This is a genomic window from Streptococcus gordonii (genome assembly GCF_001553855.1).
In the GTDB taxonomy this organism is placed as follows: Bacteria; Bacillota; Bacilli; order Lactobacillales; family Streptococcaceae; genus Streptococcus; species Streptococcus gordonii.
This window is the reverse complement of the sequence record NZ_LQWV01000012.1, coordinates 1-15,922: the sequence shown is the minus strand read 5'-3', so window position 1 is coordinate 15,922 and position 15,922 is coordinate 1. Positions and strand designations below refer to the sequence as shown.

Sequence of the window (15,922 nt, the reverse complement as noted above, 5' to 3'; positions counted from 1 at the left end):
TTTCAAATTGCTGTAAGTATAGAACCGATAACTTAATTATATCTTAAAAATAATCACTTTTCCACAGTTTGTGGAAAACTTAGAAAAAACGTTAATTTTTATTAGAAAATCTATAGATGAGGTAAAAATTTCTCATTGAAATGGTGTGAATAAAGTGTGAATATGATAAAATGAAATTATGAAAATAAAGCTTGTAACAGTTGGAAAACTAAAAGAGAAATACCTTAAAGAAGGGATTGCAGAATACTCAAAACGACTCAGTCGTTTTACGAAAGTAGAGATAATTGAATTAGCTGATGAAAAAACACCAGATAAGGCAAGTTTATTAGAGAACCAACAAATTCTGTCGAAAGAAGGGGAACGAATTTTATCTAAAGTATTAGATCGTGAGTTTGTGATTGCTTTAGCTATTGAAGGTCAGCAATTTCCTTCTGAAAAATTTAGTAAAGTTATTGAAGATGCTTCAGTTCGAGGTTTTTCAGATATCACTTTTATTATTGGTGGTAGCTTAGGCTTGTCTCCTAAAGTAAAAGAAAGAGCAAATCTTTTGATGAGTTTTGGTCAATTAACCCTACCTCATCAATTAATGCGTTTAGTTTTAATGGAGCAAATTTATCGTGCTTTTATGATTCAGCAAGGAAGTCCTTATCATAAATGAATCTTGACGCTATACGGTCTTTTTGTTACAATAATAAAGTATGGTCCCATAGCTCAGCTGGATAGAGCATTCGCCTTCTAAGCGAACGGTCGCAAGTTCGAATCTTGCTGGGATCAGATAAGATTGAGGGTGCGCTCAAGCGCACTCTTTTTTTTAATAAAATTTTAAAAAATGACATTTCAGTTAGATTTACTTGCATATGAAGCTGATTTTCTATATTTGGGAAATCTCCCTGTATAATAATCTTGTAAGTTAACTTTACAAAAAATTATTAGGAGATATTTTTATGAAAAAGAAAAACAAACAAAATCTATTGCCAAAAGAGTTACAACAATTTGAAATTTTGACAGAAAGAAAATTAGAGCAAGTTACTGGTGGAGATATTCGACATAGGATTAATAATTCAATTTGGAGAGATATTTTTTTAAAAAGAAAATAATTTTAGGGGTTAAAGATGATTTTGAAGATAATAATTGCATTTTTTCCAACTATTATACAAGTTGTTTCTTATGAGATATTTCATAAGAAAATTATGCAGAGTAAAAAGATAGATATAAAATTTATTGGTTTATTCTTTAGTATTGTTTTTGGAATTTCAATTATTTCTTCAATTCTTATTGAAATTCCAAGTTTTGGAGATGTAATAAGTAGTATTTTCCACTATATTTTCCTATTTATTCAACCCCTTATTTTCTACAAATATTTTCTTAAAAGAAAAGAGTATGATAATTACTTGAATTTGTTTTTATCGTTTGTTATCTATTTATCTGTGGAGACTTCCGAAACTTTTTTATCTGTCATTATTTCTTCAATAACAGGAGATTATTTTGTAAAACAACATTACGATATTTTTTACATTATAATTAATCTTTTATCTTTGTTTATTATTTTAAAGGTTGTTGATTTTTTTGACTTTTATTTTGAATATTATAAAGAACCAATTTATAAAAATGATCTATATAATGTTAATAAGTCATATATAGTAATTCATATCTTATTAAATATTTCTCATTGGTTTAGCGAAAACGCACATCTTAATAGTTTTGCTAGTATGATTGCCACTATAGGATTTATTATGTTTTTGTCGACTTTATTTTATTTAAAGTCTGCTCGTGAACAACATGAAAAAGCAAAAGAAATTCAGCAAAAAAAGGAAGAACAAAGACAACTACAGCTTTATACAGATGAAATTGTAGGTCTTTATAACGAAATTCGAGGTTTTCGTCATGATTATGCTGGTATGTTAATAAGTTTACAAACAGGAATTAACTCAGGTGATATGAAAGAAGTAGAGAGAATCTTTCATAATGTTTTAAGTCAAGCTAATATTTCCCTTCGATCAGATGACTATACTTTTTTTGAGTTAAATAATGTTCAAGACACTGCCTTGAGAAGTGTGCTAATTCAAACTATATTTAAGGCTCGAGAGTGTGGAGTAGAGATCGTATTTGAAATGAAGGATGTTATTGAGACATTACCTATGAAACTTTTAGATTTAGTTCGAGTAGCTAGTGTATTGCTCAATAATGCGGTTGAAGGGGCAGCTGAAAGTCCCTCAAAAACAATGAACGTGTCTTTAGTAAAGCTAGATAAAGAAATTGTTTTTGTAATTCAGAATTCTCGTCAAAGCCGTTATATTAATTTAGAAGAAATTTATGAAGTAGGCTTCTCAACAAAAGGAGAAAATCGAGGATTAGGTTTAAATAATGTCAAAGAAATTATTGACAAATATGATGAAGTTATTCTGGAAACAGATATAGAAACAAATTATTTTATACAAGTTGTAAGATTTAAAAGAAAGGAAAAAATATGAAAGTATTAGTGCTAGAAGATACTATTGAACATCAAGTGAGAATTGAAAATGTCTTCGAAGAAATTTCTCGCGAACTTAATCTTGAAATTAAAGCAAAAGTAACAGGAAAAATTCATGAATTTAAAGAATATGTTGAGTCAGACGAGGTAAATCAACTCTATTTCTTAGATATAGATATCAAAGGAGAAGAACAAAAAGGTCTAGAAATGGCCCAATTTATACGCCAACATAATCCCTATGCTATCATTGTTTTTGTTACGAGTCATTCAGAATTTGCGACCTTAACTTTTAAGTATAAAGTATCAGCGTTAGATTTTATAGACAAAGACATAAATGATAATTCTTTTAAGAAAAGAGTTAAAGATTGCATCGTTTATACACGAAATAATTTAATTGAAAATACAGATATTGTTGACTTTTTTGAGTATAGTTTTAGAGGAAACGAAATTCGAATTCCTTTTAGAGATATTTTATATATTGAGACAACAGGAAGTCCTTATAAATTAAGAGTTGTTGGAAAAAATTTCTTTAAGGAATTCTATGGAACAATAGCAGAAATTCAGGAACAAGATAAAGAACTTGGATATTTTTTCTCACCACACAAGTCATACCTATCTAATATTAGTAATATTAGTGGATACGACAAAAAAACAAAAGATGTTTTGTATTATGATGGTCATCGTTCACCAATTTCTCGATTACGTGTCAGATATTTAAAAGAAATACTGAAAGCAAAAAGTAAAAAAGAAGAAAATAAAAAATAAAACTGTTGACAAAGTGAGATAAACTGGTATAATAAAATATGTCTTATTGTGAGACATATATGGTCCGTTGGTCAAGGGGTTAAGACACCGCCTTTTCACGGCGGTAACACGGGTTCGAATCCCGTACGGACTATATTATCCGGCATAGCTCAGTTGGTAGTAGCGCATGACTGTTAATCATGATGTCGTAGGTTCGAGTCCTACTGCCGGAGTCGCTAACACTCAATTAATTGAGTGTTTTTTTGTTTATATTTTCCTCTACAGACTTAGTCTGTTTTATGGTATAATAATTTGAACTGAAAAGATGAAAGGAAGAGCTAAATGGCTTTAACAGCAGGAATTGTCGGATTACCTAATGTCGGCAAGTCAACTTTATTTAATGCAATTACAAAAGCGGGGGCAGAAGCAGCAAACTATCCTTTTGCAACAATTGACCCTAATGTTGGAAGAGTGGAAGTTCCGGATGCACGTCTTGATAAATTAACAGAGCTCATCAAACCACAGAAAAAAGTTCCAACAACTTTTGAATTTACAGATATTGCTGGAATTGTGAAAGGTGCTTCAAAAGGAGAAGGACTTGGAAATAAATTCTTGGCCAATATCCGCGAAGTAGATGCTATCGTCCACGTTGTACGTGCTTTTGATGATGAAAATGTCATGAGGGAACAGGGCCGCGAGTCTGATTTTGTTGATCCAATGGCAGATATTGAAACAATCAATTTAGAATTGATTTTAGCAGACTTAGAAAGTATCAACAAACGTTATGCGCGTGTAGAGAAGATGGCAAGAACTCAAAAAGATAAGGATTCTGTGGCGGAATTTAATGTATTACAGAAAATTAAGCCAGTTCTCGAAGACGGTATCTCAGCTCGGACAATTGAGTTTACAGAAGAAGAACAGAAGATCGTTAAAGGGCTCTTTCTCTTAACGACTAAACCTGTGCTTTATGTGGCCAATGTCAGTGAAGATGAGGTGGCTGATCCAGATAATATTGACTATGTAAAGCAAATTCGGGAATTTGCAGCAACAGAAAATGCAGAAGTTGTAGTCATTTCAGCGCGTGCTGAAGAGGAAATTTCTGAATTGGATGATGAAGATAAATCAGAATTTTTAGAAGCTATTGGCTTGACTGAATCAGGTGTGGATAAACTGACCAGAGCAGCTTACCACCTGTTGGGACTTGGAACATACTTTACAGCTGGTGAAAAAGAAGTTCGCGCTTGGACCTTCAAACGTGGAATGAAAGCCCCTCAAGCAGCAGGTATCATCCACTCAGATTTTGAGAAAGGTTTCATCCGAGCGGTAACCATGTCTTATGATGACTTATTGCATTATGGAAGTGAAAAAGCAGTGAAAGAAGCTGGACGTTTGCGTGAAGAAGGAAAAGAATATATCGTTCAAGATGGCGATATTATGGAATTCCGATTTAATGTGTAAAAGAAAGTATAAATGGAATAAAGAATAGGTTGGAAAAATTTTTCCAACCCTTTTAAGCTTTGAAAGGATAATAATGACAAAATTAATTGTTGGGTTAGGAAATCCAGGAGATAAATATGTTGAAACAAAACACAATGTTGGATTTATGTTAGTTGACAAGTTATGTAAAGATTTAAATTTAAAGTTTACAACTGATAAAATTTTTCAGTCAGAAATCGCTTCAACATTCTTAAATGGTGAAAAGGTATATTTTATCAAACCAACAACTTTTATGAATGAAAGTGGAAAAGCAGTTCATGCTTTGTTAACTTATTATGGTTTAGAAGTTGAGGATTTACTTGTCATTTATGATGATTTAGATATGGAAGTTGGTAAGATTCGTTTACGCGCAAAAGGTTCAGCAGGAGGTCATAATGGGATTAAATCGATTATTAAACATATAGGTACTCAAGATTTTAAACGAGTTAAAATAGGTATTGGTCGTCCTAAAGAAGGTATGACAGTGGTTCATCATGTTTTAGGAAAATTTGATAAAGATGATTACATAACTATTTTGAATACTCTTGACAAGGTTGACAATGCTGTAAATTATTATTTACAATCAGGCAATTTTGAACAAGCAATGCAGAAGTATAATGGGTAATAAAATGAACTTGATTGATTTATTTTGTCAAAACCAGCAAATTTTAGATTGGAAAAAAAATCTAAATCAAAAGGCTAGACAGTTACTAATGGGATTGTCTGGTTCGACTAAAGCACTTGCAATAGCCTCCGCTCTTGATGAACATCAAAAAATTCTCGTTATGACATCAGGTTATAGTGAAGCAGAAAAGTTATCTAGTGACTTGATTTCTTTGTTAGGTGAGGAAAAAGTATATAATTTTTTAGCTGACGATGCGCCTATGGCTGAATTTATCTTCTCGTCTCAAGAGAAAATATATGCTCGGATTGGAGCATTAAATTTTTTATTAGATGACAATGAGTCAGGTATTCTAGTCACAAATCTTTCAGCTAGTCGCCTTTTTTTGCCAAATCCAAATGAATTAAAATCTTCAATTATAGAACTAAAAGTTGGTCAAGAATATAACCTTGATACCCTTGTAAACTTTTTGATTAAGATTGGTTATAGAAAAGAATCACAAGTTTTTAATCAGGGTGAGTTCAGTTTAAGAGGTGATATCCTAGATATTTTTGATAAAGATAGTATTTCTCCTTACCGCTTAGAATTTTTCGGAGATGAGATTGATGGAATACGTATTTTTGATTCAGAAAGCCAAACTTCTATTGAAAATTTAAATCAAGTTTTAATTCATCCTGCAAACGATATATTGTTTGCAGATGAGGATTACTTAAGAGCTCAGAAAAAAATAGAAGAGGCAGTAAAAGCAAGTCAGGATAGCCGTCTAAAATCTTATCTTGAAGAGATCTTACAAGATGTTAAAAAACGTCAACTTCATCCAGATTCTCGAAAATTTTTATCCTATTTTTATGAGAAAGAATGGACTATTCTAGATTATCTTCCAAAACATACTCCTATTTTCTTTGATGATTTTCAAAAAATCATAGAACGAAATGCACAATTTGAAATGGAAGCTGCAACTATTTTGACAGAATATTTACAATCTAGTAAAGCTGTTTCAAATCAGAAATATTTTGTTAATGCTTATCCAGATTTTAGAAATTACAAACCTGCCACCTTTCTTTCAAATTTTCACAAAGGTTTAGGTAACTTAAAATTTGATTCTCTTTATCAATTCAATCAATACCCTATGCAGGAATTTTTTAGTCAATTTTCTTTATTGAAAGATGAAATTGATCGCTATAAAAAGGCAGGTTCTACAGTAATCCTGCAAGCATCTTCATTATCTGCTTTACAATCTTTACATAAAAATTTACAAGAATACGACATTCAGGTAGAGTATATAAATGATAAAGAAATCCATAAAAATTCAGTGCAACTTATACAAGGAAATTTAAACCAGGGGTTTAATTTTGTAGACCAAAAACTTGTATTAATTACAGAATATGAAATTTTCCAAAAGAAAGTTAAAAGACGTGTAAGACGGCAAAATATATCTAATGCAGAGCGATTAAAGGATTATAATGAGTTAGAAAAAGGAGATTATGTTGTCCATAATATACATGGTATTGGACGATATCTAGGAATTGAAACCATTGAAATTTCTGGTATTCATCGAGATTACGTAACCATTCAATACCAAAATGCCGATCGAGTATCGATTCCAGTTGACCAAATCCAACTCCTATCAAAATATGTAGCCAGTGATGGAAAGACACCAAAAGTCAATAAGTTAAATGATGGTCGTTTTCAAAAGACAAAACAAAAAGTTCAGCATCAAGTGGAAGATATTGCAGATGATTTAATTAAATTGTATGCAGAGAGGAGCCAGCTAGAAGGTTTTCCCTTTTCTAGTGATGACGAAAATCAGATTGAATTTGATAATGATTTTCCTTATGTTGAAACAGAGGATCAATTACGAAGTATTCAAGAAATAAAAAAGGACATGGAAAGCAAGCAACCAATGGATCGCCTATTGGTAGGAGATGTTGGTTTTGGTAAAACTGAAGTAGCAATGCGGGCGGCTTTTAAAGCTGTTAATGATCATAAGCAGGTTGCAATTTTGGTGCCAACAACTGTACTTGCTCAGCAACATTATACAAATTTTAAAGAACGTTTTAATGACTTTGCTGTTAATGTTGATGTTCTAAGTCGCTTTAGGACAAAGGCAGAGCAGAATGAGACTTTAGAAGGTTTGAAAAAAGGTCAAGTGGATATCATTATTGGGACTCACAGGCTCTTATCACAGGATGTTGAATTTGCAGATTTAGGTCTGATAGTTATTGATGAGGAACAGCGTTTTGGAGTTAAGCATAAGGAGAAACTAAAAGAATTAAAAACAAAAGTTGATGTCTTAACTTTAACTGCTACTCCTATTCCTCGTACCTTACACATGTCAATGTTAGGTATTCGAGACTTATCAGTCATTGAAACTCCTCCGACCAATCGTTATCCAGTTCAAACTTATGTTTTAGAAACTAATCCAACTATTATTCGAGATGCAATTGTAAGAGAAATAGATCGTGGAGGACAAGTTTACTATCTTTACAATAAAGTTGACACAATTGAGCAAAAAGTAGCTGAATTAAAAGAGTTAGTCCCAGAAGCAAGCATTGGTTTTGTTCATGGTCAAATGAGTGAAATTAGATTGGAGAATACTCTAATTGACTTTATAAATGGAGAATATGATGTCTTGGTTACAACTACCATTATTGAAACAGGGGTTGATATTCCAAATGCAAATACTTTATTTATAGAAAATGCTGATCATATGGGTCTGTCAACCTTGTATCAACTTAGGGGACGAGTAGGTCGGAGTAATCGTATCGCCTATGCTTATTTTATGTATCGTCCAGATAAAACTTTGACTGAGGTGGCTGAAAAACGTTTAGAAGCAATTAAAGGTTTTACAGAACTAGGTTCAGGATTTAAAATTGCTATGAGAGATTTGTCCATTCGAGGAGCAGGAAACATTCTTGGAGCTTCTCAATCAGGATTTATTGATTCTGTAGGATTTGAAATGTATTCCCAGCTTTTAGAAGAAGCAATAGCTAAGAAGCAAGGTAAAGAGCAAAAAAGACAAAAAAGTAATGCAGAAATTAATCTCCAAATTGATGCTTATTTACCAAGTGATTATATATCAGATGAACGTCAAAAAATTGAAATTTACAAACGTATTCGTGAAATTGACAACCGTGTAAATTATGAAGATTTACAAGAAGAATTGATAGATCGTTTTGGAGAGTATCCAGATGTTGTTGCCTATTTATTGGAAATTGGTCTGTTGAAATCATATTTGGATAAATCCTTTGTTTCTTTAGTCGAACGCAGACAGCAGACCGTAGTTGTTAGATTTGAAAAGATGTCACAGCAAATATTCTTGACCCAGGATTATTTTGAAGCTTTGGCTGCAACAACTTTAAAAGCTCGTATAGGAGAAAGCGACAAACTAATTGAAGTTATTTTTGATGTTCGTCAGAAAAAAGATTATGAAATCTTAGAAAATTTAATTCAGTTTGGTCAAAAGTTGGTGGAGATAAAACAAAGAAAAGAGGATTGAGGGGATTTTGTTTTTTCATTTTCTTTAAAACATGATAGAATATTAAGAGAATTGAGGTAAGGAATATGAGATTAGACAAGTATTTAAAAGTATCAAGAATTATTAAGAGGCGAACTGTTGCAAAAGAAGTTGCTGATAAAGGGCGAATAAAAGTAAATGGAATTCTAGCCAAGAGTTCAACAGACTTAAAAACAGATGATATTGTTGAGATTCGTTTTGGTAATAAACTACTTACTGTGAAAGTATTAGAAATGAAAGATAGTACCAAAAAAGAAGATGCAGCAAGTATGTATGAAATTGTTAGTGAAACAAGGGTAGAAGAAGATGTCTAAAAATATTGTTCAATTAAATAATCAGTACATTCAGGATGAAAATCAGCGTCGACGCTATTTAGAAGAAGAGCGTCGCAAAAAAAATCGTTTTATGGGCTGGGTTTTAATTTTAGTTATGCTTTTGTTCATTTTACCAACTTATAATTTAGTACAATCCTATCAAACTCTTCTAGAACGTCGGCAAAAGCTTGTTGAATTACAAGAAAAATATGATGAGTTGAGTAAGGAAAAAGAATATCAAGAAAACTTGTCTAAGCGTTTAAAGGATGATGACTATGCCGCTAAGTACGCTCGAGCAAAATATTTCTATGCTAAAGAAGGAGAGACAATCTATAATATACCAGATTTGTTACCACAGTAATCATGGATAATATTGTTAAAACAGTGGAGAAATTTTTAACTTTCTCAGAGGAAAAATTAGAAGAACTTTCACAAAAGAATCAAGAATTGAGAGAAGAAAAAAATACAGAAAGGAAGGATTGATGAGGAAATACTTAGCTTTATTGTTGTTACCGGCTTTCTTTTGCAGTAATATAGTCATTAGCACAGAAAAAGATATTCCATTGACAACAAGTCAACAGTATGAATTGACCAATACAAGCTACAGCAATTATTATCAAACACTTCCTACCAATCCAAATGTTTATGAAGAAGTTTTAACTTTTTCTTCTGCAGAACTAGATAAGATTTCTGGGAAGCTATCTCCAAATCAGCCTTTCAAGTTGACTGAATTAGTAGTCAATTCTCAAGGGTTACCTCTCTTTAAGTTATCCAATGGTCAGTTTGTAGTTGCTGATAAACGTTCCATTTATGATGATACTGTCTTGGCTTTGGAAGATACAAATCAAACAGTGTGGCTGAAACCAGGTTTTACAGTTTATGAAAAAGCTTATGTAAATGGTGTCAAAAAAATTAATAGTAATAAATCAGCCTATACTTCTGTAAAAATCACTCAACTAGCTACAACACCAACAGCCCAATATGCAAAAATTGAAAATAGTGGTTGGGTAAGAGCGGATTATCTTTCAGATACAGATAATCGCATCGAAAAAGTTCAAGAAATCTTAACTAGTCGATATAATCAGGCGGACTTTTCTATTTATGTCAAACAGTTGAATACAGGAAAAACGGCAGGAATTAATCAAGATACAGAGATGTATTCTGCCAGTGTAACTAAATTGCCAATTCTTTATTATGCTCAAGAAGAATTAAATAAAGGGAAATTTACACTTGCACAAGGACTAAAATATATTCAGGATGTTAATGATTATTCTGGAGCTTATGATACGGAAGGAAGTGGGAGTTTACCCAAAGAAGCGGATAATAAAGAATACAGTGTACAGGATCTCATTAATCATATTGCCAAAGAATCTGATAACGCCGCAACCAATATTTTAGGTTACTATGTTACAGATAAATCAAGCTCGACCTACCGTTCCACTATTGAAAACATTGCAGGTAGAAAATGGGATGTGGAAGAAAGAAATGCCTCTGCTAAAATGGCAGGAAATGTAATGGAAGCTATTTATTATCAAAATGGTTCTATTATTGACACTCTTTCGCAGACCAACTTTGATAATCAGAGGATTTCTAAGGATATTCCAGTGAAGGTTGCTCATAAGATTGGTGATGCTTATGATTTCAAACATGACGTTGCCATTGTTTACAGTGAATCACCTTTTATCATATCGGTTTTCACTAATCATTCAAACTATGACACTATTTCAAAAATAGCCAATGATGTCTATGAGGTGCTGAAATGATTGAGCAACAATTTTTGAAACAGTGTAAAGAAAAAGCTTATTTTATTGAGCATCAAAGAGTTTTGTTGGCTATTTCTGGTGGCCTTGATTCTATGACCTTATTGAATCTTTTATATAAGTATCAAAAAGAGTTGGATATAGAACTTATCTTAGCTCATATCAACCATAAACAACGAATTGAAGCTGATCAAGAAGAAAAACAATTAAAAGAAATTGCTCAAAAACTTGGTGTAAAGATTCTTACATCAAGTTTTTCTGGAGTTTTTTCAGAAAAATCAGCTCGAGATTTTCGTTATAATTTTTTTAAAAAAGTCATGCAAGAAGAAGATTGTACTGCCTTGGTGACAGCTCATCATGCAGACGATCAAGCAGAAACGATTTTTATGCGGATTCTACGTGGAAGTCGCTTACGCTATTTGTCTGGTATGAAAGATAGGCAGCCTTTTGGTGGTGGCGAGTTAATCAGACCCTTGTTGGAATTTTCTAAAACTGATTTTCCGACGGTTTTTCATTTTGAAGATGCCTCAAATTTTGAAAATACTTATTTTAGAAATCGTGTAAGAAACCAATATTTCCCGCTTTTAGAAACAGAAAACCCCAGAATCAAACAAGCTATTATAGGTTTAGGTTTAGAAATTGCTCAATTACAAAAAGCTCTTTCCGGCTTAACAAAAGACTTAAATATGACGGATTTACAGACGTTTAGGAAGCAAAAAAGAGAAGTTCAAGTTTTTTTATTGCAGGAATATCTTGAAAAATTTCCTGATTTACAACTAAGTAAAGCACAGTTTGATGATATTTTACATATTGTAAATACTAAAACCAACTATCACCATTATCTTAAAAATCAATATGAGCTCATCCAAGACTATCAAACCTTTAAAATTCAGAAAATCGGTCCTAAGTCTGATTCAAAAAAGGTAGCTATTTTGCTACAATTTGAAGATATTATTGAACTAGGTGGTTATTGTTTCTCTTTTGGGAAAGAATTAATTGGTGGAGAGGTTCAGATGATTCCTGTTTCACGTAAAACTTCTATTGTGCTCCGTCACCGACAGTCTGGAGATAGAATTTTATTAAATGGTCACCATAAAAAACTAGCTCGCTATTTTATAGATAAAAAATACTCTCTTAAAGAAAGAGATGAAGCTGTCATTGTGGAACAATTTAATGAAATTTTAGGGATTGCTGGAATTGTAACAGGTGATTTGAGTAAGAACTCGAAACGTGATATAATGAAAGATGTTCTTTATATTAAAAAAATAGATAGGTAAGATTATGTTAGAAAAAGACATTAAAAAAGTACTGATTTCGCACGATGAGATAGTTGCTGCTGCTAAACAATTAGGTGCTCAATTAACAGAAGATTATCATGGAAAGAATCCTATTCTAGTTGGTGTTTTAAAAGGTTCAGTTCCTTTTATGGCTGAGTTGATTAAGCACATTGATACTCATATTGAACTGGATTTCATGATTGTATCTAGCTATCATGGTGGAACTTCTAGCAGTGGTGTAATTAACATTAAAAAAGATGTTGACCAAGATGTCGCTGGTCGCCATATCCTTTTTATTGAAGATATCATTGATACTGGAAAGACTTTAAAAAGCCTTTGTGAAATGTTCAAAGATAGAAATGCGGCGTCAGTTAAAATTGCTACACTCTTGGATAAGCCAGAAGGACGCCTTGTTGAAATAGAGGCAGATTACACTTGCTTCACAATTCCAAATGAATTTGTAGTTGGATATGGATTGGACTATGTTGAAAACTATCGCAATTTACCTTATGTAGGTATCTTGAAGGAAGAAGTATATACAAAATAAAAGGTTTACTATATATAAATGAAAAATAAGCAAAATAATGGATTAGTAAAAAATCCACTTCTGTACATTTTAGTTGTGATTGCCTTGGTAACAGGTTTTCAGTATTTGATGGCTGGAAATTCTGTCAACCGCAGTCAACAGATTAATTACACAGAATTAGTTAAAGAAATTGAAAAAGGTAACGTAAAAGATATTAGTTACCAGCCAAATGGAAGTGTTGTTGAGATTTCCGGAACGTATAAAAAATCTAAGGAAGTGAAAGATACAACAGGCATTCAATTTTTCCCATCCCCTTCATTATCAGTTAAAAAATTCACCAGCATCATATTGCCGGCGGATTCAACTATTTCTGAGTTACAAAAGTTAGCAGCTGAAAACAAAACAGAGATTAGTATCAAGCGAGAAAGCTCCAGTGGAATGTGGCTTAATATTTTAATTTCTGTCTTTCCACTTGTCATTGTTGGATTCTTCTTCTTTTCTATGATGAATCAAAGTGGTGGCGGTGGTGCTCGTGGTGCGATGAATTTTGGCCGCAACAAAGCGCGTGCTGCTAGCAAAGAATCAATCAAGGTACGTTTTTCTGATGTTGCTGGTGCTGAAGAAGAAAAGCAAGAATTGGTTGAAGTAGTTGAGTTTCTTAAAGATCCTAAACGTTATACCAAGCTTGGAGCTCGTATCCCTGCTGGAGTTCTCCTCGAAGGCCCTCCAGGAACAGGGAAAACTCTTCTTGCTAAAGCAGTAGCTGGAGAAGCTGGTGTTCCTTTCTTCAGTATTTCTGGTTCAGATTTTGTCGAAATGTTTGTTGGTGTTGGTGCTAGTCGTGTTCGCTCATTATTTGAAGATGCTAAAAAAGCAGCTCCAGCAATCATCTTCATTGATGAAATTGATGCAGTCGGTCGTCAGCGTGGTGTTGGCCTTGGCGGTGGTAATGATGAGAGAGAACAAACTTTAAACCAACTTCTTATTGAGATGGATGGTTTTGAAGGAAACGAAGGTATTATCGTTATCGCTGCAACAAACCGTTCAGATGTGCTGGATCCTGCACTTCTTCGTCCTGGACGTTTTGACAGAAAAGTTTTAGTCGGTCGTCCAGATGTCAAAGGTCGTGAAGCTATCTTACGTGTTCATGCTAAAAACAAACCTTTGGCTACAGATGTTGATTTGAAATTAGTTGCTCAGCAGACTCCAGGATTTGTTGGTGCAGATCTTGAAAATGTCCTAAATGAAGCAGCCTTGGTAGCAGCGCGTCGGAATAAGAAAGTAATTGATGCTTCTGATATTGATGAAGCTGAAGATAGAGTTATTGCAGGACCGTCTAAAAAAGATAAGACTGTTTCAGAGCGTGACCGCCAAATCGTTGCGTATCATGAAGCGGGTCATACAATTGTTGGTTTGGTTCTTTCAAATGCTCGTGTCGTACATAAGGTAACTATCGTACCTCGTGGTCGTGCTGGAGGATATATGATCGCCTTACCTAAAGAAGACCAAATGCTTTTATCTAAAGAGGATATGAAAGAGCAATTAGCAGGTCTCATGGGTGGACGAGTAGCAGAAGAAATTATCTTTAATGTTCAAACAACAGGAGCTTCTAACGACTTCGAACAGGCAACACAAATGGCTCGAAGCATGGTTACAGAATATGGTATGAGCGACAAACTTGGTCCCGTACAATATGAAGGAAATCATGCTATGATTCCAGGTGCTTATAATCCACCAAAATCTATCTCTGAGCAGACTGCCTATGAAATTGATGCTGAAGTACGCGACCTCTTAAATGAAGCACGTAACAAAGCAGCAGAAATCATTCAATCAAATCGTGAAACTCATAAATTGATAGCTGAAGCGCTTCTGAAATATGAAACGTTGGATAGTAATCAAATTAAATCTATTTATGAAACCGGGAAAATATCTGAAGATCAATTAGATGAAGATAAAGAGTCGCACGCACTTTCATATGACGAAATTAAATCAAAAATGGAAGAAAACAACTCAGCTGAATAAAATCAAAAAGAATCTCATTTTGGGATTCTTTTTTTGAGAAGTTAGTCATAAATCAAACTCATTTGATAGATATAACATAATTACTAGATCACCAATAAAAGATGATTAAAAAAATAAATAGAAAAGTATTGACAAAACGAAAGGAACTGATATAATGTTCTATGTTGTGTATTTATGGTCCGTTGGTCAAGGGGTTAAGACACCGCCTTTTCACGGCGGTAACACGGGTTCGAATCCCGTACGGACTATATTATCCGGCATAGCTCAGTTGGTAGTAGCGCATGACTGTTAATCATGATGTCGTAGGTTCGAGTCCTACTGCCGGAGTTAGGTATAAAAAAACAGGAAGAAAATTCTTCCTGTTTTTTTATGTTTTAAAACAAGGATAACATGCAACAAGAATAATCAATTAGTACATGACAATAAATTTAAAGAAACAAATACCGAACAACGTCCAAGAAAACCAGGATCTTTGATAGATTAATAGGTGAGGAGGAATCCTCTAAAACCAAAAGAAAGGACTAGTCAATGAAGTTTGAGGACGTATACAAACAAGTTGAAGGGATAGTCAAGCGCTGTTATAAAGATTATTATCTGCACTTATGGGAGTATGCAGATTGGAGGCAGGAAGGAATGTTGGTGTTGTACGAATTATTAAAAAGTCATCCCAACCTACTGGAAGATCATCCACGCCTGTACCGTTACTTCAAGACCAAGTTTCGGAACAGAATTCATGATTTGATTCGTCGCCAAGAGAGTCAAAAGCGGAAATTGGACAGGCAACCCTATGAAGAGGTCAGCGAGATAGGTCATCGTTTAAGAATGAAAGAGCTGTATCTGGATGAATTGGTAGCCTTTAGAAGTGCAATGGCAGAGTATAGAAGTCAGCTCAGTCCAGAAGAATCAAAACAATATGAGCGTCTGATGGCAGATGAAAGGTTCAAAGGACGTAAGGCAATGCTCAAAGATTTGTCCTACCACTTAAGGGATTTCAATCCCCGTTTAGATTAAAAAGAAGGGAGAGGAGATCTCCCTTTCAGTCTGTTTTCCAATTTCATGCTCAAGAAAAAAGCCAACGACAAGAAGAATAATAAAAAAATATAAAAAAATTTCAAAAAAGTAGTTGACAGGAGAGGTAGTAGATGATATACTAAGATAGTTGTCTCGGAGGGAGACAAAGACCTTTGAAAACTG

The 15,922-nt window shown here is 33.5% G+C and carries 15 protein-coding genes and 5 tRNA genes; all 20 read left to right on the top strand.

Annotated elements, in window-relative coordinates:
• Positions 1 to 178 precede the first annotated feature (178 nt).
• Positions 179 to 658 carry a 23S rRNA (pseudouridine(1915)-N(3))-methyltransferase RlmH gene (rlmH, locus tag AWH02_RS03165; protein WP_060553297.1) on the top strand — a complete coding sequence of 160 codons (480 nt, stop codon included), beginning with the start codon at positions 179 to 181 and terminating at the stop codon, positions 656 to 658.
• 42 nt (positions 659 to 700) lie between these two features.
• Positions 701 to 774, top strand: a tRNA-Arg gene (locus tag AWH02_RS03160).
• Between the two features lie 170 nt (positions 775 to 944).
• Complete coding sequence (locus AWH02_RS03155; RefSeq protein ID WP_008808033.1) at positions 945 to 1,097, top strand: bacteriocin; 153 nt, start codon at positions 945 to 947, stop codon at positions 1,095 to 1,097.
• A gap of 15 nt (positions 1,098 to 1,112) precedes the next feature.
• On the top strand, positions 1,113 to 2,471 hold the full coding sequence (gene comD, locus AWH02_RS03150; RefSeq protein ID WP_060553298.1) for a competence system sensor histidine kinase ComD: 1,359 nt from the start codon (positions 1,113 to 1,115) through the stop codon (positions 2,469 to 2,471).
• On the top strand, positions 2,468 to 3,235 hold the full coding sequence (gene comE / locus AWH02_RS03145; protein ID WP_008808031.1) for a competence system response regulator transcription factor ComE: 768 nt from the start codon (positions 2,468 to 2,470) through the stop codon (positions 3,233 to 3,235). The genes comD and comE overlap by 4 nt, the downstream gene beginning before the upstream one ends.
• A gap of 61 nt (positions 3,236 to 3,296) precedes the next feature.
• Positions 3,297 to 3,368, top strand: a tRNA-Glu gene (locus AWH02_RS03140).
• A 5-nt stretch (positions 3,369 to 3,373) separates the two neighbouring features.
• Positions 3,374 to 3,447: transfer RNA gene (locus AWH02_RS03135), tRNA-Asn, on the top strand.
• 109 nt (positions 3,448 to 3,556) lie between these two features.
• Positions 3,557 to 4,672: a redox-regulated ATPase YchF gene (gene ychF, locus AWH02_RS03130; RefSeq protein ID WP_008808030.1), complete on the top strand. Its 1,116-nt coding sequence runs from the start codon at positions 3,557 to 3,559 to the stop codon at positions 4,670 to 4,672.
• Positions 4,673 to 4,745: 73 nt separating this feature from the next.
• The gene (gene pth / locus AWH02_RS03125; RefSeq protein WP_060553299.1) at positions 4,746 to 5,315 is read left to right on the top strand and encodes an aminoacyl-tRNA hydrolase; all 570 of its coding nucleotides are present in this window, start codon (positions 4,746 to 4,748) and stop codon (positions 5,313 to 5,315) included.
• A complete protein-coding gene (mfd, locus tag AWH02_RS03120) occupies positions 5,308 to 8,811 on the top strand; it encodes a transcription-repair coupling factor (RefSeq protein ID WP_111705915.1) in 3,504 nt (1,167 codons plus the stop codon). The genes pth and mfd overlap by 8 nt, the downstream gene beginning before the upstream one ends.
• A 65-nt stretch (positions 8,812 to 8,876) precedes the next feature.
• A complete protein-coding gene (locus AWH02_RS03115) occupies positions 8,877 to 9,143 on the top strand; it encodes an RNA-binding S4 domain-containing protein (RefSeq protein WP_012131074.1) in 267 nt (88 codons plus the stop codon).
• Positions 9,136 to 9,504: an FtsB family cell division protein gene (locus tag AWH02_RS03110; protein WP_012131073.1), complete on the top strand. Its 369-nt coding sequence runs from the start codon at positions 9,136 to 9,138 to the stop codon at positions 9,502 to 9,504. The genes AWH02_RS03115 and AWH02_RS03110 overlap by 8 nt, the downstream gene beginning before the upstream one ends.
• A gap of 2 nt (positions 9,505 to 9,506) precedes the next feature.
• The gene (locus AWH02_RS11070; RefSeq protein ID WP_037622626.1) at positions 9,507 to 9,626 is read left to right on the top strand and encodes an SP_0009 family protein; all 120 of its coding nucleotides are present in this window, start codon (positions 9,507 to 9,509) and stop codon (positions 9,624 to 9,626) included.
• Complete coding sequence (locus AWH02_RS03100) at positions 9,626 to 10,906, top strand: serine hydrolase (RefSeq protein ID WP_045772579.1); 1,281 nt, start codon at positions 9,626 to 9,628, stop codon at positions 10,904 to 10,906. Before AWH02_RS11070 ends, AWH02_RS03100 begins: the two co-directional genes overlap by 1 nt.
• Positions 10,903 to 12,180: a tRNA lysidine(34) synthetase TilS gene (tilS, locus tag AWH02_RS03095; RefSeq protein WP_060553300.1), complete on the top strand. Its 1,278-nt coding sequence runs from the start codon at positions 10,903 to 10,905 to the stop codon at positions 12,178 to 12,180. The genes AWH02_RS03100 and tilS overlap by 4 nt, the downstream gene beginning before the upstream one ends.
• A 4-nt stretch (positions 12,181 to 12,184) precedes the next feature.
• A complete protein-coding gene (gene hpt / locus AWH02_RS03090; protein WP_060553301.1) occupies positions 12,185 to 12,727 on the top strand; it encodes a hypoxanthine phosphoribosyltransferase in 543 nt (180 codons plus the stop codon).
• A gap of 18 nt (positions 12,728 to 12,745) precedes the next feature.
• Entirely contained in the window at positions 12,746 to 14,728 is a 1,983-nt protein-coding gene (ftsH, locus tag AWH02_RS03085) for an ATP-dependent zinc metalloprotease FtsH (RefSeq protein WP_060553302.1), read from the top strand.
• 176 nt (positions 14,729 to 14,904) lie between these two features.
• Positions 14,905 to 14,976 (top strand) — tRNA-Glu (locus tag AWH02_RS03080).
• Between the two features lie 5 nt (positions 14,977 to 14,981).
• Positions 14,982 to 15,055, top strand: a tRNA-Asn gene (locus AWH02_RS03075).
• 201 nt (positions 15,056 to 15,256) lie between these two features.
• Positions 15,257 to 15,739 carry a sigma-70 RNA polymerase sigma factor region 4 domain-containing protein gene (locus AWH02_RS03070; protein ID WP_045772576.1) on the top strand — a complete coding sequence of 161 codons (483 nt, stop codon included), beginning with the start codon at positions 15,257 to 15,259 and terminating at the stop codon, positions 15,737 to 15,739.
• Positions 15,740 to 15,922 lie beyond the last annotated feature (183 nt).